The sequence below is a fragment of the Streptomyces sp. T12 genome (assembly GCF_028736035.1).
In the GTDB taxonomy this organism is placed as follows: Bacteria; Actinomycetota; Actinomycetes; order Streptomycetales; family Streptomycetaceae; genus Streptomyces.
In genome coordinates this window covers 5,589,827-5,612,235 of sequence record NZ_CP117866.1, presented here as the reverse complement: position 1 = coordinate 5,612,235, position 22,409 = coordinate 5,589,827, and the positions used below count along the sequence as shown (strand labels likewise).

The following is a 22,409-nucleotide window of genomic DNA, read 5'->3' as shown; positions in this document are numbered from 1 at the left end:
CCCCACTCTCGTCCTTCTCGGAGGTCATGTTGTCGCGCATCCGTGTACTCGCCCATGCCCGTGTCCGGGCCGCCGTCATGGCCGCCGCCGCGGCCGCCCTGCTGGCGCCGCTCGCCGCCTGCTCGTCGAGCGGCTCCACCGGCGCCCCGGACGCCAAGGTGAAGCCCAGCGCCGACGACCGTCCTGTCACGGTCACCGTCACGCCCACGGGAGAACGGGTCCCGGCGGGCGAGCCCGTGAAGGTCACGGCCTCGGGCGGCAGGCTCACCTCGGTGACCGTCACCGACGCCGAGGGCCACCGGCTCGCCGGCAAGGTCGCCGCCGACGGCCGGTCGTGGGTCTCCGACCGCAAGGCCGTACCCGGCGTGTCGTACAAGGTGACGGCGGCGACCCGGACCGAGGGCGGAACCGCAAAAAACACCAAGGCCGCCTTCAGCACGGCTCCGGCGGACAAGGTCAACAAGGTCGACTGGCGACCGGGCGCCGGCGCCACCGTCGGCGTCGCCCAGCCGATCTCCCTGGTCTTCGACAATCCGGTCAAGAACCGGGCCGAGGTCGAGAAGCAGCTCAAGATCACCACCTCGAACGGCACCGAGGGCTCCTGGGGCTGGATACGCGACTTCTCGGGCAGGGACCGGGTGGACTGGCGGCCCAAGGCGTACTTCAAGCCCGGAACCAAGGTCACGCTGAACGCCGAGCTGAACGGCACCGACTCGGGCCCGGACGGCGGCTGGTTCGTACGCGACTACACGACCACCTTCACCGTCGGCGCCCAGCAGATCGTCAAGGTCGACCTCGACAGCCACCAGCTCAGACTCGTACGGGACGGCGAGACGGTACGGCGCATACCGGTCTCCGGCGGCACGCCCGGCGGTGACAAGCGCTCCTGGCGCGGAACCGCCGTGCTCATGGCCAAGGAGGGCACGATCAACATGAACTCCGAGACGGTGGGCCTGGGCGACGCCTACGACAAGATGGTCGACTACTCGATGCGCCTGACCTGGTCGGGCATGTACGCGCACGCCGCCCCGTGGAACGCCCGCTACTTCGGCAACGCCAACCACAGTTCCGGATGCATAGGAATGAGCGACGCCAACGCGTCCTGGTTCTACGGGCAGGTGCGGCCGGGCGACCCGTTCGAGATCACCGGCAAGGACACCAAGGGCGTGGTCGCGCCGGGGAACGGCTTCGGTGCGTGGAACCTCTCGTGGACCGAGTGGCAGCACAAGAGCGCGCTGCGCTGAGCGGTCGTGGCGGGCGCCTCCCGTGCCGCCACGCTCGTCGCGGGAATGTGACCTTCCTCGCGGTAGTGGACTTTCGGGGCGTTCGCCACCGCGCCGTCCGCCGACGCCCGTGGCAGCGGTACATCTCCCGTCGCCGGAGGTCACAGGGCTGTGGAGGGAAGTGCACGGCTGGAAGGCGGCGCCCGCGGAGGGCAAAATCTGTGCCCGTGAAATGAGAAATAGACGCGGCGCCCGGCGAGTATTCCTCGATCGCCAGCCGGAGCGGAATTATCGACCGTGCAGGGCCGATCGCACCGTGCTACTGTCGATCTCAGTTGCAGGTGTGGTTGCCAGAAGGTTCATTTCCGACGGGTTAATCAGCACGGCGACACGGAATTCGCACAGGGTGAATTCCTGAAACCGCCTCCGAAGGAGAAATGACATGGCTACTGGCACCGTGAAGTGGTTCAACGCGGAAAAGGGCTTCGGCTTCATCGAGCAGGACGGCGGCGGCCCCGACGTCTTCGCCCACTACTCGAACATCGCCGCCCAGGGCTTCCGCGAGCTGCAGGAAGGCCAGAAGGTGTCCTTCGACATCGCGCAGGGCCAGAAGGGCCCGACGGCCGAGAACATCGTTCCCGCCTGACACCTGGCGCCGACGCGCATACTTCGCAGCTGGGGCCCGCACCTTGGGGTGCGGGCCCCAGCTCGCTGCATTTCAGGGCGCAGCACACATCGTCTTTGGCTCGTTCTCGCGATTCTCTGCGCCGCTCATCTGCTGCGGGAATTCCTTGATACGCGCCGCATCAAGGAAGGTTCCGCATGAATCGCACGCGCACAACCCATACCCGTGGCCGCTCCGGTGGAGGAGCTGCCGCCAACCGCTCCGGCGGTCCGCGCCGTTCCCAGAACCACGGAAATCGACAGACCGTACAGGGCGAGTTCGCACCGCCGAAGACGGTCACGCCCGCGCTGCCCGCCGTCGAGTCGTTCGCCGATCTCGCCATGCCCGCACGGCTGTTGGCCACGCTCGGCCATGAAGGTGTGACCGTGCCGTTCCCGATCCAGGCGGCGACCCTGCCGAACTCCCTGGCCGGCCGTGACGTACTCGGCCGTGGCCGCACCGGCTCGGGCAAGACCCTCGCTTTCGGCCTCGCCGCACTGGCCCGTACAGCCGGGCGGCGCGCCGAGCCGCGGCAGCCGCTCGCCCTCGTCCTCGTCCCCACCCGCGAGCTCGCCCAGCAGGTCACCGACGCGCTCACTCCGTACGCCCGCTCCGTGAGCCTGCGGCTGGCCACCGTCGTCGGCGGAATGTCCATCGGCCGGCAGGCCGGTGCGCTGCGCGCCGGTGCCGAGGTGGTCGTGGCGACGCCCGGGCGGCTCAAGGACCTCATCGACCGGGGCGACTGCCGGCTGAACGATGTCGCCATCACGGTCCTCGACGAGGCCGACCAGATGGCCGACATGGGCTTCATGCCCCAGGTCACCGCCCTGCTCGACCAGGTGCGCCCCGACGGGCAGCGGATGCTCTTCTCGGCCACCCTGGACCGCAACGTCGACCTGCTGGTCCGCCGCTATCTGACGGACCCGGTGGTCCACTCCGTCGACCCGTCGGCGGGCGCGGTCACCACGATGGAGCACCACGTACTCCATGTGCACGACGCGGACAAGCACCGGACGACCACCGAGATCGCGGCCCGGGACGGCCGAGTGATCATGTTCCTCGACACCAAGCACGCGGTGGACCGGCTGACCAAGCACCTGCTGAGCAGCGGTGTCCGTGCCGCGGCCCTGCACGGTGGCAAGTCCCAGCCGCAGCGCACGCGGACCCTGGCCCAGTTCAAGAGCGGGCATGTGACGGTGCTGGTGGCGACCAACGTGGCGGCGCGCGGGATCCACGTCGACAATCTCGACCTGGTCGTCAATGTGGATCCGCCCACCGACCACAAGGACTACCTGCACCGCGGCGGCCGTACGGCCCGTGCCGGCGAGTCCGGCAGCGTCGTCACCCTGGTGACCCGTGACCAGCGTCGCGAGGTGAGCCGGCTGATGGCTTCGGCGGGCATCACCCCCCGGATCGCCCAGGTGCGGTCGGGCGAGGCGGAGTTGAGCCGCATCACAGGCGCCCAGGCCCCTTCCGGTGTCCCGGTCGTCATCACCGCGCCCAACGTGGAACGTCCCCGCGCGGCGTCTTCCTCGTCCTCGTCCCGGGGCCGTCGGGGCCGCCGGGGCCAGGCCGGCCAGGGCCGACCCGTGGGCGAAGCGGCGCGCCGCAGGGCACCGCGGCGGACCGGTTTCGGCTCGGCTGCCTAGAGCCGCTGCGTGCACCAGCTGCACCAGCCCGCCCCTGCCCATCACAGGCCCACCCCTTCCCGTAGGAGGCACCTATGACGCCGGCTCAGATGCAGCACCATGGAGTGGACCCCTCCCCCAAGGCCGGGGGCGACGGCAGGGACGCGTGCGGACCCCGGGTCTGTGACGACATGACGGTCGAGGTGGCGCTGTCCCTCATGGCCGGTGCTCGTGTCGATCACCTCGTCCTGTGCGACGGGGACGAACAGAGCACGGGCCTGATCACCCTGGCCGGGCTCGCCGTTCTGCGCGGCAGCCCCACCTACACGGACCGCCTCCGTCTACGGGACGTCCTCACCCTCGCCCGCTGATCCACCTCGCCCGCTCAGCCGGTCCCCCTTCATCCCTGTGAGGCATCATGCGCTGTGTCATCGCCCGGTACCCGTTCGAGCTGACCAAGAGCGGGGTGCTGGCCTCGATGAAGGGCGTCAGGCCCGAGCTCGTCACGGGTGAGTCCGTGACCGTCGGCCGCCGCCGCTACCCGGTCAAGCAGGTGGGGCAGGTCATCACCCGTCAGGACCGCCGCGACTTCACCAGCGGCGAGGTCGTCCGGGCCCTGACCCGCCTCGGCTTCACCTGCCACGAGCACCCCGAGACCGCACCGGTGGGCGTCCCCACTGCGCTACGGACCGCATCGGCGCTGCTCGGCGGCACCGTCTCTGCGCAGATGCAGGAGATGTAAAGGACCGGCGGGGAAACCGCCATCACAGGCCCGAAGAGGGCCCTGCCGACGCGCGTCGGCAGGGCCCTCTTCGTCGTATCGCCGTCACCCGCTGCCGCAGGACCCAGGATGCCTGTGTCACCTGGATGCCAAAATCTACTCTTGCCAGAGTAGACATTGCCTCCTGGCGCAATTACGCTTTTTCTCGTTGACACGGTCAAGCGAGACCCGACAGACATGAACTGGCGGGTAGCAGTACCTGAAGTTCGCAGGTCAGTACCGCAGTACCCGTTCACCCCAGTGGTTGGGTACCGCACGACCCCGGAATGGATGGTGGTCCCCAGTCACGCAGCTGCGATCCCCGCACCCCTGCCCTCGTCGGGCCGGGTAGCGGAAACAGAAGGTCGGCACAGCATGAGGGCCGACAGATGGTGTTGAATTCCCTTCGGGGCCCTGGTGCCGTACGGCATCGGGGCCCCTCGACGCGTTGCACAACGAGGTGACATGGCAGCAGATAATCCACTCAGCGATCGCCTGGACGACGACGACTACCCCGCGTACACCATGGGCCGGGCCGCCGAAATGCTCGGCACCACCCCCGCCTTCCTCCGAGCCATCGGTGAGGCCCGTCTGATCACTCCGTTGCGCTCGGAGGGCGGACATCGCCGGTACTCCCGCTACCAACTGCGGATCGCCGCTCGCGCCCGCGAGCTCGTCGACAGGGGAACCCCGATCGAGGCTGCCTGCCGCATCGTCATCCTCGAGGACCAGCTGGAGGAAGCGCAGCGCATCAACGCCGAGTACCGCCGTGCCGCGAAGGCGGCGTCCGACAGTTCCGGTCCCGGTTCGAGCTGACCTCGCGGGCGCGGGCGGGTCGGCTCAGCGGGTGACCATGACGGCGTCCAGGGTGACGGTGGATCTTGCGGGTGTGCTGCCGGAGAGGATCCGCAACTGCACCTTGTGGGTGGTGATCGTGGTGCCGAGGGTGTAGGTGAACACCACCTGCCGGTAGGCGGTGTTCGCGGCGTAGGTGTTCACCGTGCCGACCGTCTTTCCGTCCACCACCACCGCGAAGCGCCCGCCGTTCGACTTCCGGGTCGCCACGATGCGCAGTTGGGTGCCGTCCGCCGAGAAGGAGACGTACGCCCCCTTGGTGGCGGAGGTACGTTCGGTGCCGGACCAGGCGGAGGTTGCCGCCACCGACTTCCACGTGCCCGTGTAGTGCAGTGCCGTCGCACGGTCGTCGACCGGGATGCCGGTGGTCGCCGCCCTGCTCCAGGAGCCGGTCTGGCCGGCGTCGTCGTGGGCGCGGGCGTAGAACCGGTAGGTGAGCCCCGGCCCGGGCGTCACGGGGCTGCCCGCTTTGCCGAAGACCGCGGAGGTGGCCGTGGTGGAGGTGCGCCAGGTGTGCAGCGGCCCGAGCTTCCAGACGCCCGCGCTGTCACGGGTGGCAACGCGCCAGCCGACGTCGTACGACTTCACGCCCGCGGTCTTCGCCGACCAGGCGACCGGCACCGCGGCGCTCGTCGCCGCGCTGCTCGCGAGGGTCGGCGCGGTGACGGCGGCGGCAGGGGCCACCCGGCGCAGGGTCACCTTGCCACTGACGTCGGCTGCCGCCCGGCCGGTGACGGTGTCGCGCACGGTCAGCGTCCAGGTGTACGCGCCCTCGGCGGCCGCTCCGCCCGTTTGCGTCGTTCCGTTCCACACCGCTGCGACCTTGCCGTCGGAGGCCGTACCGGTCAGGGAACGCACCTGTGTGGTGCCGGACTTGAGGGTGAGCGTCCAGCTCACCGGCCGGTTGTAGGTCCAGGTGGGGATCCAGGTGTCGGCCGAGCCGTCGCCGTTGGGGCTGAAGCCGGTCGGGGCTGCGGCCGAGGCGGTGGTGGGAACGCCCGCCCAGGTCACGTGGGTGACACCGGCGTCGTCCATCCAGGCCGCCCAGGGCGCGTCACGGTCGACCGCCCACCGTTCGGCGGCGGCGGAGTCGGCCTTCTCGGGGAGGGCGAACAGGGGCTGCGCCGCGGTCGTCGTCCCGAGCAGCGACTGGGCGTTCAGCGTGACGGCGCCGCCGTCCGAGGACTTGGTGAAGGTGTAGAGAACGTCCGTGCCGAGGATCGGCGTGCGGACGGAGGCGTCCACGGCGGTGCCGGCCGAGCTTCCCGCCTTGAGCAGCAGGCCAGTGGTGGAGGCGGCCCCGCAGGTGGTCAGCAGGATCCGGGAGCCGCGCACCTGGAGGCTGCCGGGAAGGCAGCTCACGGTGGCGACGGTGGTGGCGGTGCCGGTGGTCAGGTCGGTCCGGCGGATCGACCAGGTGGACGTGGTGCCGTTGCGCACCGAGGAGTACACGGCGCCGCCGTCCAGCGCGGAGCCGGCAGGCACCCTCTGCCTGGCGTCATCGGCGAAGGTGTCGAGGAGGAGAGTGCCGTCGGACGCGGTCGTCCTGTCCGCCAGCAGGACGTGCGCACCGTCGAAGTCCACGACCTTCACGTCCGAGGGGTCGGAGAAGTTCAGCTGTGTGCCGACCAGCTTGCCGTCCTCGTACACCTGGAGGTGGGCCTGCGCGGGGGGACCGCCCTGCACGACCAGGACGCGTCCCCCGGCGGCGGCCAGGGTCTGGTGGACCAGGCCGTCGGAGTAGTCCAGCACCCGGGACGGCGTGCTCGCCGAGGCCCCGGCCGGGCCGGCCGACAGGTTCGAGCGGAGCAGCACGCCCTGCTGACGGGAGGAGTCGTCGGCCGTGTAGAGCGCACCGCGGGACAGGGCCAGCGCGTCCAGCCTGGCGGGGCCGGCGGGGATCGTGGTGGCGTCACCGGCGGCGGTGGACACCCGGCCGTCGGCGAGAGTCTGGATCGCGGCGTCCACATCGGGCCGGTAGAGCGTCACGCGCATCTTGCCGTCGTCGCCGACCGAGAGGTCGGTGAAGGTTCCGCCGAGGTCCTTCGCCGCGGTGGAGCCGTCCCTGGCCATCGCGAACAGCTCGGACGCTCCGTCCGACGAGTCGAACTGGTACCAGGCGAGCGTGTCGTCGCTGATCCAGCGCGCCCCGCTGACGGGCAGGGTGACGGTGGACGGGCCGTCCCCGGGCGCCGAGCGCCGCCACTCGGTCAGGGTCGAGCCGTCGATGACTCCGACATGGCTCGGGGTGAACTCCAGGCCCTGCGGCAACTCGTCGGTCGTGGGCTCCGCCACGGTGACCGACGCGCCGGTGGCGAAGTCGACGTACACGATTTTGTGGTCCCAGCCGGGCGCGGTCCGCCGCAGCACCAGGGCGCCGTGTGCGTCCGAAGCGAGGACTTCGTACTGCTCGTCATCGGACAGCAGCGTCCGGTCCTCGCCGCCGGGTGTGCGCAGCAGCAGGCGTACGCGACGGGCGGCGTCGTCGGTGTCGTAGCTCTGCTGGACGAGGATGCCGTCGCCGGCCTGCGCGCGGTAACGCTCGTCCCCCGCGGCTCCCGAACTGTCGTAGGCGACCGGGAGATTGTCCACGTCACCGGAGTCGAGGTGGCGCAGCGTGACATGGTCGGCGAGATCACCGTTCGGGTTGGCGGAGGTGGCGACGGCCACCACTGCGTCCTGTACGGACACCGGGTCGACGTTCACCGTTTCGCCGGTGTCGGCGAGTCGGCCAAGGTCTTGGGGGATGCCTCCGGAGACGGCGAGCCAGCCGTGCGCCGCCGTGTCGGCGGAGGTCTTCTGACGCCAGACGACCGCCTGACCGGAACCGGATATCTCGTCTGCGGCGGGCACGGAAGTCGTCCGCGCGGCCAGCGTGGTCGACACCTCGGTCACCGGCACGGCGGTGGCCGTGACCGGGATGACGGCCTGGGCTGTGGCGAGCGCCGTGAGGGCTACCGGGACAGCGAGGAAGCGGCGTCTGTGCGAAGGCATGGCAGCCCGATCTCTGCTCGAACGTCAGGGCGAGGATCATGGCACGGAGGCCCGCTGTGCACAGCGGCGGGATTCCGTTTTCTCACCGAGCAGGGCACTTCTCTCACCAGGCAGAGGAATTTCGTGACCTGGTCGCACTCCGGGGCATGCCGCGCGAGCGGGGGCTGTTCCGGCTGTTCCGGCTGTTCCGGCTGTTCCGGCTGTTCCGGCTGTTCCGGCTGTGAAAATCGGCGGCGGTTGTCCGGGCGTGATGGTAAACAGCAGCGTGGCAAAGACACTTGAGTTCCCCGTTCTGCTGCGGCTGATAGACGAACGCTCGGTCGCGTTCCGTGCCGCGGTCTCCTCCGCTCCCAGCCTCGACGTGCAGGTGCCGACCTGCCCCGAGTGGACGCTGTTCGATCTGGCGCAGCACATCGGCGAGGGGCGCCGCGACTGGGCGGCCACCGTCGCCGCAGGGCCTGCTCCGGCCAAGTCCGCAGCGGAGGGCGCCCCGGCTGCGCCTCGGGAGCGCGAGGCCCTGCTGGCCTGGTTGGCGGAGTCCACGGAGCAACTGCTGGACGCATTGCGGAAGGCCGGCCCGGATCGCGGTTGCTGGACGTGGTGGGGCGCGTCGCAGTCGCCGCAGACCTGCGGTGCCGTAGCTCGGCACCAGCTCCAGCAGATGGCGGTGCACACGTACGACGCCCAGATCACCGTAGGTGCCCCGCAGCCGCTGCCGGACGAGGCGGCGCTCGACGGTGTCGACGAGTTCCTGTCCACCTGCGTCGCAACGACGGGTGCCTGGCCGCACAAGCCCACTGCCTTCGACTTCCACGCCACCGAGGGCCACTCCTGGCGCCTCACGGTCGACGGCGACGGCGCACGCTCCACCCGTGTCTCCGCGCCCGGCACGACGCCTGTCGCCGCTGCCGACGAGGGCCCGAACGCGGCTGGCGTCTCCGTTCGCGGCACGGCCAGTGAGCTGGTTCTCTTCGTGTACGACCGTATCCCGGCGGACTCCCTGCAGATCGAGGGAGACGCAGGTTTGTTCGACCTGCTCCAGGCCTGGGAGCCGGAGGAGTAGGACGGGACGACCGCGAGCAGGCCTTGATGGAGGCGGCCCCCACCGCCCCGGTCCTCAGGCCACGCCGAGAAAGCGCAGAACGGCGAGCACCCGGCGGTGGTCCGCATCGGCCTTCGGCAGGTCGAGTTTGGCGAGGATGCTGTTGATGTGTTTGGCCACCGCGCTCTCGCTGACGACGAGTTGCGCGGCTATCCCGGCGTTGGACCGACCGCCCGCCATCAGCTCCAGGACCTCGCGTTCTCGCGGGGTGAGCCGGTCCAGCGGGTCGCTGTGGCGGCGCGTCAGCAGTTGGGACACCACCTGGGGGTCCAGTGCGGTGCCGCCCTTGGCCACCTGGCGCAGGGCGTCGGCGAACTCCACGACGTCCGCGACCCGTTGCTTGAGCAGGTAGCCGATCCCCGACGTGTGGGCGGACAGCAGATCGGCCGCGTACCGCTCCTCCACGTACTGCGAGAGCAGCATGACGGCCGTTTCGGGCCACTGCTGCCTGATGACCAGCGCGGCGCGTACCCCCTCGTCCGTGAAGCCGGGAGGCATCCGGACATCCACCACCGCGATGTCCGGCCGGTGTTCCGCCACCGCCGCCAACAAGGCCGCAGCGTCGCCGACTTCGGCGACCACCTCGAAGCCGGCCATCTCCAGCACCTTGATCACGCCGACCCGGAGCAGGACGGAATCCTCGGCGATCACGGCACGCACGGCAACTCCACGGTCATGACGGTCGGCCCCCCGACGGGACTGTCGACCGACAGCCTGCCATCGACCGACGCGACCCGCTTGGCCAGCCCGGCCAGCCCGGTACCGCCGGCGGGTTCGGCGCCGCCCACACCGTCGTCGCTGACGACGAGAACCAGGGTCGCGCCGACGCACTCCACCGTGACCTCGGCCCGGGACGCCTGCGCGTGCTTCACCACGTTCGTCAGCGCTTCGGAGACGATGAAGTACGCGACGGCCTCGACCGCGGGCGACGGCCTCGACGGCAGGTTCACCGTCACCCCTACCGGAAGGGGCACCCGGGCCGCGATACCCGAGATCGCGGCGTCGAGGCCGCGGTCCTCCAGAACGGCCGGGTGCAGCCCGCGCACCAGATCGTTCAACTCCTCTATCGCCTCCTTCGCCTCCCGGTGCGCCTCGTCGATCACGCGGCGGACGTCCTCGGTCAGGTCACCGAGCGTCGCCCTGGCCAGCCCGAGGTTGACCGCCAACGAGACCAGCCGCTGCTGGGCGCCGTCATGCAGGTCCCGTTCGATGCGCCGCCGTTCGGCGTCGACGACGTCCACCAGGCCCGCCCGGCTCTCGGCCAGGTCCTCGACCCGGCGCGCCAACTGCTCCTCACGGCTGGGCCCGAGCCGGACCGTGGCGGTGCGGGTGTCGAGCCGGGTGAGGGCTCCGGACAGCCAGGATGCCGCGCAGAGCAGGGCGATTCCGGCGGCGGTGGCGTATGCCGCCCAGGTGGTGTAGCCGGCTTGGCCGAGGCGCCACTCCGGCGGAACGAGCCAGATCCATACGTAGATCGAGGCGGCCACGGCGGACGTGGCCCACATCAGAAGGACGAAGACCGCTGCGAGGGCGAGGAGCGGCCCGTACAGCAGGTGGTAACTGAGCTGCCGACGCCCCGCAGAGGACCGCAGCCACTCGGGCAGCCGGGGGCGCGGTCCCCCGTAGGGCGAGGGGATGTCCACGCCGAGACGAGTACGGAAGCGGGCGTGCTGGGCCTCGGTCAGCAACGGCCCGGCCAGCATGACGGCGGCGAGCGGGACGAGAACCGCGAGGAGGGTGGCCGCCAACGTTTCCGGGACGAAGAGGATCCACGGCAGAGCCATGACGACCAGGACGGCGAGCTGGATCAGGACCCCCGTGGCGATGAAGGCCACCGGGCGGCCGGCTCCCTGGAACGGCCACAGGATCACGCGCCGCAGGCGGGCGGTTATGTGCATGGGGGAACGGTAAGTGCCGAGGTCAGGGGTGGTCCATGGCGTAGGCGTCCGTCTTGGGGGTGTACCTGGTGCCACCCCGGAACGGACCTCTGCGTTACTGACTGTGATCGCCGCGCGGGCGAGGCTGGAGGCCATGAAAGAGAACCGCGAACGCGAGGAGGCCGACCGGATGAGCGCGCTGATCACCCGTCACCCACATGGTGTCGAGGGCGGGTCGACCGCGGGGCGGGTGCGCCGCTGGTGCCGGATGGAACACGTCCTGGTCGTCAGCGGGCTGGCTCTGCTGCCCTGGCTGGTCGTGTTGGCGGGCAGCCTGCCCGGAACGGCCGTTGCCTCGAACTGGCGCACGGTCTGGATCGGCCTGGACGCCGCGGAGGCACTGGGCCTGATCGCCACGGGGCTGCTGGCCGTACGAGGCCACCGCCTGCACGCGCTCACGGCCACCGCCGCCGCCACGCTGCTGGTGGTCGACGCCTGGTTCGACACGATGACGGCGGCACCGGGCGTGGATCAGGTCTCGGCGGCGGCGATGGCACTGGGCGCGGAGCTGCCGCTGGCGGTGATGTGCGTCGTACTGGCCGCAAGGGGGCAGGCCGGACGAGCGTGAGCCGGCAGTTTGCGGGCGTCTTCGTCGGGCGAGCCACGGCGACCACCGCGGCGGCCCCGCTGCTGGGGCAGCGGCACGGCACCGCCCCTTGAAGAAGCCCGGCCTATCCTGGCAGTGAGTGGCCGACGTGGACGGTCAGGGGGTTCCTCGGACGCGCCAGGGAGGTCCCCGGGTGAGTGCGTATCGGGCTCGTACCGCCATCGCCGCGGCCGCCGCGCTGTCGCTGGCCGTGTCCCTGGCTGCCTGCGGCGCGGGCGGGGAGTCCGCCGACTCGGGCGGGACTGCCTCCGGCGAGGGCGGCTTCACGGTCGGCCTGCTGTTCTCCCAGATCGTCCAGACTCGCTGGGAGCAGTTCGACAAGCCCCTGATCGAGAAGAAGCTCAAGGAGCTGTGCGCGGACTGCACGGTGGAGTACGGCAACGCCGAGGGGGACGTGGCCACCCAGCAACAACTGGTGGACACCTTGATCAACAAGGACGTCGAGGTCCTGATCCTCAGCGCCGTGAACTTCAGATCTCTGCGCTCCGCGGTCGACAGGGCACACGACGCGGGCATCCCGGTCATCGCCTACGACGGCCTCGTCGAGGGCCCGATCTCGGGCTACGTCTCCTTCGACAACGAACGGGTCGGCAGGCTCCAGGGCGAGGCGCTCCTCAAGGCCCTGGGCGACAAGGCGGACGACGGCCGGATCGTCATGATGAACGGTCCCCAGACCAGCCCGACCAACGTCGCCTTCAAGAAGGGCGCGCTGTCCGCCCTCGAGGGCAAGGTCGAGATCGGCAAGACGTACGACATCCAGGGCTGGAAGCAGGAGAGCGCCCACGCCAACATGGTCCGCGCCATCGCCGCCCTGGGCGCCGACGGCATCGACGGCGTCTACGCCGCCAACGACGGTCTCGCCTCCGGCGTCATCTCCGCCCTCAAGGCCTCCAGCATCGAGCCGTGGCCCCCGGTCACCGGCCAGGACGCCGACCTCGCGGCCGTGCAGCGCATCCTCAGCGGCGACCAGTACATGAGCGTCTACAAGCCCTTCAAGGCCGAAGCCGACGCGGCCGCCGAGATGGCCGTCGCCCTGGGCCGCGGCGAAAAGCTCGACGGGATCGCCGAGACCACGGTCGACACGGCCACCACCAAAGACATCCCCGCCGTCCTGCTCAAGCCCATCCCCGTGACCGTCGACGACATCAAGGACACCGTGGTCAAGGACGGCGTGTACACGACCGACCAGATCTGCACCCCGAAGGTCGCCTCCGCTTGCGAGAAGGCCGGACTCACCGAGTGACGTGGCGGCCCCGTACCCCGACGATGCGCCCTGCGGCGACGCCAGACCTCGCCGGGAACGCTGCCCGGCCGGCCTCGCTGGAGCACGGGACCGGCCGGGGCGTCAGAGGCTGGTGCCCGGGTCCTCCGGCCGGATGCGGCCGCGCCAGCCGCCGCTCGGGCCGCCGCCACTCTCGACGTAGTCCTTGAAGCGGCGCAGGTCGCCCTTCACCCGCCGGTCGATCATGCCCAGGGCGTCCGCGCCCTTCTCGGCGACTCCGGTCGGCTCGACGTCCATCGTGAGCTCCACCCGGGTGTGCGCGTCGTCAAGGCGCTCGAACCGGACCGAGCCGCGCTGCTTGGTGTCACCGCCGACGGAACGCCAGGTGATCCGGTCGTCCGCCATCTGGTCGACGATCTCCGTGTCGAACTCACGCCTGATCCCACCGATGCTGGTGGTCCAGTGATTGTGCCGGTCGTCGAGCTGGGTGACCTCGTCGACGCCTTCCATGAAGTTCGGGAACTCCTCGAACTGCGTCCACTGGTCGTATGCCCTGCGGAGCGAGACGTCCACGTCGACTGTTTCCTTGACCGTGCTCATTGATGCCTCCTTGTCCGCTCTTCACCGGGGTCGGCCGCGGTGGGTGTACCGACCTCCCGTGCGTGTGCGAAGCGCCGGGTACCCGGGAAACCCGACGTAAAAGACCACGGGCCACGTGGTCCGCGTCCGGTGCCCACGTCCGAACCTGTGGCAGTTCCCTGTCGGTGAAGGCCGCCATGCTGGCGGTGACCTGTCCCGGCCACCGGCTCCTCGTCGGGCGCGACGCGCACAAGTCGGTGGCGGCCGGACTCATCCTGTCCGGCGTCGAGCCGGTGTGGGTGGAGCCCCAGTGGGACGCCTCCCGGCACCTCGCCCACCCCCCGTCCACGGCCGCCTACGCCAAGGCGTTCGCGGAGCATCCGGACGCGGACGGGGCCCTGGTCACCAGTCCCACGCCGTACGGTGCCGCGGCCGACCTCAAGGGCATGGGCTCGGTGTTCGATCTCCAGGGCGACCTGATCGACCCCGCCGAACTGGCCTCGCGGGCCGACCTCCTCGGCACGACCGGACCGTACGGGTCGTCGCGGAGAGCTGACGGGCGCGCCCTGCCCCACACCCCGGGACGGGCTTCCCGTTGTTACGCCCGTCGAGCCACCGGGTACTCGCCAGCGCGTTCGCAGTGCAGCCGGACGGACGGTGGAGGGCGTGGACCGGCGTACGGATCCGACGGGGCTCGCTCTCGTCGTGGTCGACATGATCAACACCTACGACCACGAGGACGCCGAACTGCTCGTGCCGTCCGTCCGGCGTGTCGTGCCCGTCCTGGCGGAGCTGATCGACCGGGCCCGCAAGGCGGACGTACCGGTGATCTACGCGAACGACAACTTCGGGCTGTGGCGCTCCCACCACGGGGAACTCGTGGACACCGCGCTGGCCCGGCCGCACGCCGACCTGATCGAGCCGATACGGCCCGACGACGAGTCGCTCTTCGTGGTGAAGGCCCGCCATTCCGTCTTCTACGAGACGCCCCTGGCCTACCTCCTGTGGCGACTGGACGTCGGACAAGTGGTGCTGACCGGTCAGGTCACCGAGCAGTGCGTCCTCTACTCCGCCCTGGACGCGCACATCCGCCACCTGGAGGTCACGGTGCCCAGGGACGCCGTCGCCTCCATCCATCCCCATCTGGCCTCCGCCGCCCTGGAAATGATGGAGCGCAACATGGGCGCCCGGATCCTCACGGCGAAGGAAGTCGACTTCTGAGGCCGCTGTGACGCTTGTTGCAGCTCACGCGCTTCTCCAGTGGGGCCTGACGGCCTCCCAGAAGTCTGTTGAAACACTCCCTTGGGGGGACCTTGACGAGAAGTACCACGCCGAGACGCATACTGGCCCGGACCTTGGGCGTCGTCACGGCCATGACGGTCGCGCTCACGGCCGCGCCGCTGGTGGGCAGTGCGCAGGCGCACAGCGCGGCGTCGGGATCGCTGAGCTTCGGCGGCGAAGCGGGCGAGCCCATTTCAGGGGGTCAGTCGTACGCGTACACGGCTGGAGCGGTCCAGCTCTTCGACGTCCAGGGCAGCACGGACCAGAACGGCCTCACCGTCGCGGTGGACGCGCAGGAGGGCACGCTCTGGCGCCTGATCGTCGCCGCCCCCGACGGTCAGAAGCTGACCGAGGGCACCACGTACACCGGGGCGAAGCAGTGGCCCTACGCCCAGCCCCAGGATCCGGAACTCGTGTTCAGCGGGACCGACAACGGGACCGAGAAATGGTGCAACACCAGCTCCGGCTCCTTCACCATCGAGCACATTGCCTTCGGCCCCTACGGCTACGTCCGCGAACTCGACGCCACCTTCGAGCAGTACTGCAACGGATCGACGGTGCCGCTGCGCGGTGCGGTTCACGCGGTCATGCCCGAGCCTCCGGCTGAGCTCGCCCTGGAGGCGAACGTCGACCCCGGCGGCACGGTGGACGCCCCGGACGGCCGGATCACCGTCGGTGGCACCGTGACGTGCAACAAGCCCGCGAGCGTCTCGCTCACCGGCCAGGTCTTCCAGGTCCAGAAGAAGGCGACGCCCGGCGCGTCCTACCAGACGACCGTGGCCTGCACCCCGGGCGCGCCCGTCCCCTGGTCCGTCAGCCTCACCAGCCTGGAACCCGGCACCTCGTTCCAGCCCGGTACCGCGACGATGCGCAGCAGAGCCCGAGCGGATGACCGGGACTACCCGGTGACTGCCGACACCGGACAGCAGGAGTCCCAGGTCACGCTCTCCAAGGCCTGACCCGGCCCCGGCCGGCCGCGGGATCGGCAACGCGCGCGGGGCCGCACCCGAGTGGGTGCGGCCCTGCGCCATGACGCCGTGCTTCTGTGCGCAAGGCCCTTGCCTGCCGCTGGGGTGGTGCCTCGCGGGCGGCCTCAGCGTGGTGCGGCAGGCTCGGCTCCGTGCACACCGGACGGCGCCGAGCGCAGTTCGGAGTCACCCCAGGCCGTGACGGTCACGTCGTCGCCGACGCGAACTGTGCCGGGCCGGAGCACGGAGAGCTTCGTGCCGAAGGCGACTCCGCCCTCGGCCGCCCGCCGGTATCCGGCGAGGGTGCGCAGTGGTTCCGGGCCCGCTCTGTGCCCGGACTCCTGCTCGACCATGGTGACGGCGCAGCGGATCGCGAGCTTCGCGTAGCCCAGTTCGGCGGTCCCCACCCTGAGGCCGTGGGCCCGGTCCTCGGTGTGCGGGTCGTCCCAGCCGTCGATCACGATGTTCGGCCGGAAACGGTTCATGGGCAGGGGCGCGGCACCGCGTGCGGCCAGCTTGCCGTTGAGCAGGGCGAGGGTGGCGCGGGACAGGACGTGCAGCGCGCTGCTGTCGGCGTAGCCGGAGGTGCCCGGCGTGCGGCCGTCGGTCACTCGGTCGTGTTCCGGCGGGACCCGGACCAGGCGGCTGCGTGCGCTGAGCACGTCGGAGAGCCATGCGGCGGCCGTGTCGCCCTGGTCGATGCCCTGGTAGGCCGTCCCGAACAGGTTCACCGGCCGGCGGGCGCCCGATGTGTCCACGCGGAGCTCCAGCGCCTCGGCGTCCGGCGCGTGGAGGGTGAGTCGTCCGCCGTCGTCGCTGACGGCGGGTCGGATCAGGGCCAGTCGGGGATCGCGGCGCTGGGTGCGAAAGACGCCCTCCTCGCTGACGACCATGAAGCTCCGGTCGTGCGCGAGACCGGCGGGCGTCAGCGGCGCCTCGCGGGCCGACACCCCGGCACACCCCTTGACGGGGTAGTACGACAACTCGATGACGCGGGCCATGACGTGCCCTCCGGTTCCGCTAGGCAGTGACGAGGGCGAGGGTGAAGCCGTCGTAGCCCTTGGCGCCGACGGTCTGGACGGTGGTGGCGGTGAGGCGGGGGTGCTCCGCGATCAGCTCGGTGAAGCGGCGGACGCCCTGGACGCGAGGGTCGGCACTGGCGGGGTCGGTGACCGCGCCGTCGCGGACGACGTTGTCGCCGACGATGACGCTGCCGGGCCCGGTGAGCTTCAGCGCCCACTCCAGGTAGGCGGGATTGGAAGGCTTGTCGGCGTCGATGAAGACCAGGTCGAACGGGCCCGCCCCCTCCGCCGCCAGCCGGGGCAGCGAGTCCAGGGCCTTGCCCACGCGGAGGTCGACGGCGCGGTCGAGCCCGGCGCGGGAGACATTGGCGGCGGCTACGGCGGCGTACTTCTCGTCGGCCTCCAGCGTCACCAGGCGGCCGTCCTCGGGCAGGGCCCGGGCGAGCCAGATGGTGCTGTAGCCGCCGAGGGTGCCGATCTCCAGGATCGTGCGGGCGCCCCGGAGCGTGGCCAGCAGGTGCAGCAACTTGCCCTGGTTGGGGGCGACCTGGTGCGGCGGCAGCCCTGCCGCCTCGCTGTCCGCGGCGGCCGCGAGCAGGGCGTCGTCCTCCTCGACCAGCAGACCGTTGAAGTAGTCGTCGACAGCTGTCCAGGTCTGCTGAGACACAGTGAGTTCCCCTTCGATACGGACTACCGTTCCGAAAGGGAACCTACTATCGGTCTCCGACGGTCTGTCAAAGGTTTTGCTGGGGAGCGGCGATGAGTCCACGACGGGTGGCCGACGACGCCTGCGGAATCGCGCAGGCCGCGGCGGTGGTGGGCGACTGGTGGAGCCTGCTGGTGCTGCGGGAGATCGCACGCGGCCATGTGCGCTTCGACCGGCTCGCGGACGAACTGGCCGTCTCCCGCAAGGTCCTCGCCGAACGGCTGCGCACCCTGACCGACCACCATGTGCTGGAGCGGCGCCGCTACCAGGATCGTCCGCCGCGCTACGAGTACGTGCTCACCGAGCAGGGCCGCGGGCTGGTCCCCGTGCTGGTCTCGCTCCAGGACTGGGCCGACCGATGGCTGCTGGGCGACGGCACGCTCACCGGGCGGGCCCCCGACGAGGGAGCCGAGGCGCGCCGGGTCGCGGCCCTGGTGGGGGCACCCGTCCCGGTCGGGCTGCGGCTGCCGGGAACCGGCGGCCACGAGCACGACCCCGTGGCCGCCGACGCCCGGGCGACCGTCCTCTTCGCCTACCCCGCGACGGGCGTCCCCGGCGTCCCGGCCGACCTCTCGGGACCCCAGGTGCCCGGCAGCGCGGGTTGCACGCTGGAGAACCGGCAGTTCCGCGCCGCCTGGCCCCGGTTCCGGGCCGCCGGCATCGCCGTCCACGGGGTCAGCACCCAGTCGGTGTCGGAACAGGCCGCCTTCCAGCAGGCCGAGGACCTGCCGTTCCCCCTGCTGTCCGACGACCGGCTCCAGCTCACGGCGGCACTGCGGCTGCCGACGTTCCGCGCCGGACAGAACCTGCGCATCAAGCGGCTCATCCTCGTCGTCGGACCGGACCGGGTCGTACGGCACGCCCTCTTTCCCGTCAGCGACATCCCGGCCGCCGTCTCGGACGCCCTCGCGCTGGCTCTGGCCCTCGATCGGCCCCAGGGACCCTAGGCCGGCACCCGCTCGTCGGAGGTGTTCAGCCACTGCTGGCTGCGGACCAGGTCGCGGTAGTGGCTGCTGCGGTCCATCAGGTCGGGGTGCGAGCCGGTCGCCGCCACCCGGCCGCCGTCCATCACCACCACATGGTCGGCATGCTGGACGGTCGACAGGCGGTGGGCGACGACCAGGACCGCGCGGTCGCGCGCCAGGGTGTCGACGAGGTCGCGCAGGCGCAGTTCGTTGATGCCGTCGAGCTGGGAGGTCGGCTCGTCGAGCAGGATCACCTCGGCGTCGCTCAGCAGGGCCCGGGCCAGGGCGATGCGCTGGCGCTGGCCGCCGGAGACGTCGACCTCACGGCCGAGGGTGGTGTCGAGGCCGTGCGGCAGCGCCGCGATGTCCGCGGTCAGGCCGACGGCGTCCACCGCCGCCCAGAGCGTCTCGTCGGCGACGGGGTGGTCGGCGCCGGCCCCGAGCAGGAGGTTCTCGCGGACGCTGCCCTCGACGAGGGTGAAGGTCTGGTCGACGTACGCCACCCGCCTGCGCAGTTCATCGAGCGGCCAGGCGGCGGCATCGTGGCCGAGCACCGTGACCCGGCCACTCGTCGGACTGACGAACCGTTCGATCAGGGCGAGGGCCGTGGACTTGCCGGCGCCGGAGTGACCGACGAGGGCGGTCAGGCCGCGGCGCGGGGCACGGAAGGTGACCTCGTTCAGCACGCGGCGGCCCGCAAGGTCGACGGGGCCGTCGTACGAGAACGACACGTCCTCGAACGCCACCGCGTTGCCGTCGTCGACCGGCTCGGGGACGCGGGCGGCGAAGTCCGGCTCGACCGGGATCGCCAGCAGTTCCTCGAAGCGGCCCTTGGCGGCCAGGCCCGTCTGGAGCCTGCTCAGGCCGGTGACGACGACGGTGATGGGGGTGACGAGCTGGAGCAGATAGAGCAGGAACGCGACGAAGTCGGCGAGCGTCAGGTCGCCCTGCGTGATCCGCACGCCGCCGACGATGACGATGCCGGCCAGCGCGATCTCCTGGCCGAGGCTCATCACCGGGATCACGGCGGACTGCAGGCGCGCGGCGGCGAGCATCCTGCCGGTGATCTGCGCCGCGTCCTCGGTGAGCGCCTCGGTGGTGTGCCGCTCGGCCCGGTAGGCCTTGATGGTCGTCAGGTTCGTCAGGGTGGTGGTGAAGCGCTGGGCGAGCCCGCCGGTGGCGATCTGGATGGACTCGTAGCCCTGGCGCACCCGGCGCAGCAGCAGCCAGATGACGGCGCCCGCGATCACGAACGCGCCCAGGGTGAGCAGCACCAGCACCCAGTCCAGGTACGCCATGACGCCGATGGTCACCAGCGCGGTCACCACCGCCACCGGCAGCTGGACCACGCCGACGTCGATGACCGAGCGCAGCAGCATGGCGTCCGAGGTGATCCGGGCGACCAGGTTGCCGGGGCCCTGCGCCTTCACGACCTGGAGCGGCAGGCGCAGGGTGTGTTCCATCACCCGGGCCCGCAGCCGCAGCACGAACCGCTCGCCGAGGCGCGCCAGCAGGTACGCCGATGCCGCGGACGCCAGCGCGCTGCCCACCGCCAGCGCCGCCATGAAGGCCACCCGGTGGGCGACGCCCTCGCGCTGGGCGACGGCCTCGATGAGTTCCTTGACCAGCAGGGGCACACCGAGGGTCGCGGCGGTCGCGGCCAGCGCGAGCAGCACGGAGAGCAGGACCTGCGGAAGGTTTCCGCGGACCAGTTCGGGGACGATGCGCAGTCGGTGGGTGGGGCCGGGGGTCTCGCTCATCACGGGGTCCTTGCTCATCACAGGGTCCTTCCGGGCTGTCCGTCGTGCGGCCGGAACGGGGCCGGCTCCCGGACGCCTCGAGGGCGGTCCGGGAGCCGGAGAGGGGTGTCAGCAGTTGCCGGCGACCGTGCCGCCCGCGCTCGCGCTGGTGACGACACCGGCGGAGAAGATGGCGCACTCGACCGACGAGGCGGCGCTGAAGATGCTCACCGGGCTGATGGCCGGAGCATCGGCAGCGGCGCCGGCGCCGATCTCGTCGGAGGTCGTGTAGACGGCGTAGCCGGCCATGAGCTGGTCAGCGGTGTTCATTCATTCCTCCAGGTGGAGTTCCGATCTGGTGAGAAGATTTCTAACACCTCGGAAGCGGGGCAAGGAATGCGTTTCTTTTCCGGTGCGTGGGGTTTCCCCTGGTGCTTTTGGGCGGACGGCCCGTAAATTCAATTTATTGGCGCCGGGCGAAGAGGTCGAAATCTTGGGAAGCCAGGCCTGAGGGGTCGCCGACAATGACACCGGAAAAGCGGGAGGGAGCATAGAACTCCTGGGCGGCCCGCGCCACTTCCCCGAGGGTTACCTCGGCGAGCCGCTGCGGAAACGTGCGCAGCCAGTCCGGGGAGAGGCCGTACTGCAGCAGGTTCATGAGGGCGCCGGCGAGACCGGCCTGGGAGGCGGCGCCGAGGGCCGTCATGCCGGTGAAGAACTCGCGGGCCGCGTCCGTCTCGGCGGCCGACGGCGGCCGCTCGGCCAGCCGCAGCAGCTCGTCGCGAATCTGGCGTACGGCTGCCTCGGTGGCGTCGGTGCGGGTGTCGGCATCCAGGAAGACGAGCTCCTCGTCCAGCAGCTCGTCCAGCACGGCGTCGATGCGGTAGGCGAGCCCGCGCTCCTCGCGGACGGCGACCGTCAGGCGGGAGGAGAAGAACCCGCCCAGCACACAGTTGGCGAGACTGAGCGCCGCGAAGCCCGGATCGTCACGCGGCAACCCGGGCGCGACCAGCATGATCTGCGACTGCACGGCCCCGGGCCGACCGACGACGGCGACACCGGCCGACCGCATCCGGCGTGGGGGTAGCGGGAGTGTCGGCGTGAGTGCAGATGGGGCTGCCGTGCCGGGACTGGACGCGGGCGGGGCGGAGTCCGGGGGCCGGGGGTGTGGGGAGGGCTGGGGGGACGCCAGGGGCTGGGGGGATGCCAGGGGGTGGGGGGATGCCAGGGGGTGGGGGGATGCGGAGGACCCTGCGGACGCGGAGGGCCGGGCGGACGCGGAGGGCCGGGCGGGCGCGGAGGGCTGGGGGGACGCGGAGGGCTGGGGGGACTCCGAGGCCTGAGCGGACACCAACGACCCAGCGGACGCCGAGGGCTGAGCGGACTCCGAGAGCTGAGCGGACACCAACGACCCAGCGGACGCCAAAGACCCAGCGGACGCCGAGGACCCGGCGGACGCGCAGGGCCAGGTGGCTGTCGGCGGCCAGGTGGACAGGGCGGTGGTGGCGTGGTTGACCGCTGCCGTGGGGTCGAGGTCGCCCACGAGGACCACGAGGGCGCCGCGGGGGCGCATGCCCTGGTGGTGCAGCTGTCGTACGCGGTCGGCGGTGACGGCGGCCAGGGTCTGCTCATCGGGGAGGAGGGGCGGGACGTCGGGGCCGTAGCAGTGGCGGCGCAGCGCGTCCTGGGCCAGGATCCGCGGCTGCGCGCGCAGCGGGCCGAGCTGTGCGGTCAGGCGGCGCACGGCGTGCTCGCACGCCCGGTCGGGATGGGCCGCACCGGTCAGCGCCCCGGCCACCAGGTCCAGTACCTCGGGGAAGGCGGCGGCCGTCATCGAGGCCGACACCGACAGCTGACCGCCGTCCACCCCGGCCCCGAGCGTGGCGCCCGCCCGTCCCAGCAGGTCATCGGCGCCTTCCGCGTCCGCGAACAGCGTGTCGGCGAGGACCTGGGCGAGGGCGGGCCCCTCGGCGGCCTCCGGCAACGGGACGCGCATCCACAGCTCCACCATCGGCACGGAGGGCGCCCGAGCGGCGACCACGCGCAGCCCGTTGGGCAATACGGCGTCCACCAGGGGCGGCAGGGGGAAGGCCCGGCCCACCTCCAGGGCGGGCAGCTCACGCACGGGCGGCACAGGGGTCATGGGCGTCCTCGTCA

At 71.1% G+C, this 22,409-nt stretch carries 22 protein-coding genes and 1 pseudogene; 14 read left to right on the top strand and 9 right to left on the bottom strand.

The window, feature by feature from the left end; genetic code table 11:
* Positions 1 to 26: 26 nt before the first annotated feature.
* The 6 genes from PBV52_RS25225 (at position 27) to PBV52_RS25200 (ending at position 5,091) form a co-directional block, all read left to right on the top strand.
* Positions 27 to 1,244, top strand: coding sequence for an Ig-like domain-containing protein (locus tag PBV52_RS25225; protein ID WP_274241277.1), 1,218 nt, complete (start codon positions 27 to 29; stop codon positions 1,242 to 1,244).
* 421 nt (positions 1,245 to 1,665) lie between these two features.
* Complete coding sequence (locus PBV52_RS25220; protein WP_030939356.1) at positions 1,666 to 1,869, top strand: cold-shock protein; 204 nt, start codon at positions 1,666 to 1,668, stop codon at positions 1,867 to 1,869.
* Between the two features lie 176 nt (positions 1,870 to 2,045).
* Entirely contained in the window at positions 2,046 to 3,536 is a 1,491-nt protein-coding gene (locus PBV52_RS25215; RefSeq protein WP_274241276.1) for a DEAD/DEAH box helicase, read from the top strand.
* Between the two features lie 74 nt (positions 3,537 to 3,610).
* On the top strand, positions 3,611 to 3,886 hold the full coding sequence (locus PBV52_RS25210) for a CBS domain-containing protein (protein WP_373921902.1): 276 nt from the start codon (positions 3,611 to 3,613) through the stop codon (positions 3,884 to 3,886).
* A gap of 47 nt (positions 3,887 to 3,933) precedes the next feature.
* Positions 3,934 to 4,257 carry an SCO5918 family protein gene (locus PBV52_RS25205; protein WP_274241275.1) on the top strand — a complete coding sequence of 108 codons (324 nt, stop codon included), beginning with the start codon at positions 3,934 to 3,936 and terminating at the stop codon, positions 4,255 to 4,257.
* Positions 4,258 to 4,740: 483 nt separating this feature from the next.
* A complete protein-coding gene (locus tag PBV52_RS25200) occupies positions 4,741 to 5,091 on the top strand; it encodes a helix-turn-helix domain-containing protein (RefSeq protein ID WP_274241274.1) in 351 nt (116 codons plus the stop codon).
* A gap of 24 nt (positions 5,092 to 5,115) precedes the next feature.
* Here the strand turns inward: PBV52_RS25200 and PBV52_RS25195 are convergent, their stop codons facing one another.
* Positions 5,116 to 8,124 carry a hypothetical protein gene (locus tag PBV52_RS25195; RefSeq protein WP_274241273.1) on the bottom strand — a complete coding sequence of 1,003 codons (3,009 nt, stop codon included), beginning with the start codon at positions 8,122 to 8,124 and terminating at the stop codon, positions 5,116 to 5,118.
* A 56-nt stretch (positions 8,125 to 8,180) separates the two neighbouring features.
* On the opposite strand from PBV52_RS25195, the gene PBV52_RS25190 reads away from it, so the two are divergent.
* Together PBV52_RS25190 and PBV52_RS25185 are read left to right on the top strand one after the other, a co-directional pair.
* Positions 8,181 to 8,348: a hypothetical protein gene (locus PBV52_RS25190; RefSeq protein WP_274241272.1), complete on the top strand. Its 168-nt coding sequence runs from the start codon at positions 8,181 to 8,183 to the stop codon at positions 8,346 to 8,348.
* Positions 8,349 to 8,389: 41 nt separating this feature from the next.
* Positions 8,390 to 9,187 (top strand): maleylpyruvate isomerase family mycothiol-dependent enzyme, encoded by a 798-nt coding sequence (locus tag PBV52_RS25185; RefSeq protein ID WP_274241271.1) that lies wholly within the window; start codon positions 8,390 to 8,392, stop codon positions 9,185 to 9,187.
* Positions 9,188 to 9,241: 54 nt separating this feature from the next.
* Here PBV52_RS25185 and PBV52_RS25180 read toward each other — a convergent pair whose 3' ends face one another.
* Entirely contained in the window at positions 9,242 to 9,886 is a 645-nt protein-coding gene (locus tag PBV52_RS25180; RefSeq protein WP_274241270.1) for a response regulator transcription factor, read from the bottom strand.
* Complete coding sequence (locus PBV52_RS25175; RefSeq protein WP_274241269.1) at positions 9,874 to 11,124, bottom strand: sensor histidine kinase; 1,251 nt, start codon at positions 11,122 to 11,124, stop codon at positions 9,874 to 9,876. The genes PBV52_RS25180 and PBV52_RS25175 overlap by 13 nt, the downstream gene beginning before the upstream one ends.
* A 133-nt stretch (positions 11,125 to 11,257) precedes the next feature.
* Between PBV52_RS25175 and PBV52_RS25170 the strand changes: the two genes are divergently transcribed.
* The gene (locus PBV52_RS25170) at positions 11,258 to 11,731 is read left to right on the top strand and encodes a hypothetical protein (RefSeq protein ID WP_274241268.1); all 474 of its coding nucleotides are present in this window, start codon (positions 11,258 to 11,260) and stop codon (positions 11,729 to 11,731) included.
* A gap of 172 nt (positions 11,732 to 11,903) precedes the next feature.
* Positions 11,904 to 13,013: a sugar ABC transporter substrate-binding protein gene (locus tag PBV52_RS25165; protein WP_274241267.1), complete on the top strand. Its 1,110-nt coding sequence runs from the start codon at positions 11,904 to 11,906 to the stop codon at positions 13,011 to 13,013.
* A 102-nt stretch (positions 13,014 to 13,115) separates the two neighbouring features.
* Here PBV52_RS25165 and PBV52_RS25160 read toward each other — a convergent pair whose 3' ends face one another.
* Positions 13,116 to 13,592 (bottom strand): SRPBCC family protein, encoded by a 477-nt coding sequence (locus PBV52_RS25160; protein WP_274241265.1) that lies wholly within the window; start codon positions 13,590 to 13,592, stop codon positions 13,116 to 13,118.
* Positions 13,593 to 13,714: 122 nt separating this feature from the next.
* Between PBV52_RS25160 and PBV52_RS25155 the strand changes: the two are divergent.
* From PBV52_RS25155 to PBV52_RS25145, 3 genes and pseudogenes are all read left to right on the top strand, one after another.
* Positions 13,715 to 14,104: pseudogene (locus tag PBV52_RS25155) on the top strand (ornithine decarboxylase); the annotation flags it as partial.
* Positions 14,105 to 14,237: 133 nt separating this feature from the next.
* Positions 14,238 to 14,792: a cysteine hydrolase family protein gene (locus PBV52_RS25150; protein WP_274241263.1), complete on the top strand. Its 555-nt coding sequence runs from the start codon at positions 14,238 to 14,240 to the stop codon at positions 14,790 to 14,792.
* A gap of 152 nt (positions 14,793 to 14,944) precedes the next feature.
* The gene (locus tag PBV52_RS25145; protein ID WP_274241261.1) at positions 14,945 to 15,811 is read left to right on the top strand and encodes a hypothetical protein; all 867 of its coding nucleotides are present in this window, start codon (positions 14,945 to 14,947) and stop codon (positions 15,809 to 15,811) included.
* 134 nt (positions 15,812 to 15,945) lie between these two features.
* Here the strand turns inward: PBV52_RS25145 and PBV52_RS25140 are convergent, their stop codons facing one another.
* On the bottom strand, positions 15,946 to 16,821 hold the full coding sequence (locus PBV52_RS25140) for an MOSC domain-containing protein (RefSeq protein WP_274241260.1): 876 nt from the start codon (positions 16,819 to 16,821) through the stop codon (positions 15,946 to 15,948).
* 19 nt (positions 16,822 to 16,840) lie between these two features.
* Complete coding sequence (locus PBV52_RS25135; RefSeq protein WP_274241259.1) at positions 16,841 to 17,509, bottom strand: O-methyltransferase; 669 nt, start codon at positions 17,507 to 17,509, stop codon at positions 16,841 to 16,843.
* A 92-nt stretch (positions 17,510 to 17,601) separates the two neighbouring features.
* On the opposite strand from PBV52_RS25135, the gene PBV52_RS25130 reads away from it, so the two are divergent.
* Entirely contained in the window at positions 17,602 to 18,495 is an 894-nt protein-coding gene (locus tag PBV52_RS25130) for a winged helix-turn-helix transcriptional regulator (RefSeq protein ID WP_274241258.1), read from the top strand.
* Here PBV52_RS25130 and PBV52_RS25125 read toward each other — a convergent pair.
* From PBV52_RS25125 to PBV52_RS25115, 3 genes are all read right to left on the bottom strand, one after another.
* Positions 18,492 to 20,291: an ABC transporter ATP-binding protein gene (locus tag PBV52_RS25125; protein ID WP_274241256.1), complete on the bottom strand. Its 1,800-nt coding sequence runs from the start codon at positions 20,289 to 20,291 to the stop codon at positions 18,492 to 18,494. The two genes, PBV52_RS25130 and PBV52_RS25125, sit on opposite strands and share 4 nt — an antisense overlap.
* A gap of 90 nt (positions 20,292 to 20,381) precedes the next feature.
* Positions 20,382 to 20,582: an LxmA leader domain family RiPP gene (locus tag PBV52_RS25120; RefSeq protein WP_128433855.1), complete on the bottom strand. Its 201-nt coding sequence runs from the start codon at positions 20,580 to 20,582 to the stop codon at positions 20,382 to 20,384.
* 133 nt (positions 20,583 to 20,715) lie between these two features.
* Positions 20,716 to 22,395 (bottom strand): pitrilysin family protein, encoded by a 1,680-nt coding sequence (locus PBV52_RS25115; RefSeq protein WP_274241254.1) that lies wholly within the window; start codon positions 22,393 to 22,395, stop codon positions 20,716 to 20,718.
* Positions 22,396 to 22,409: the final 14 nt, after the last annotated feature.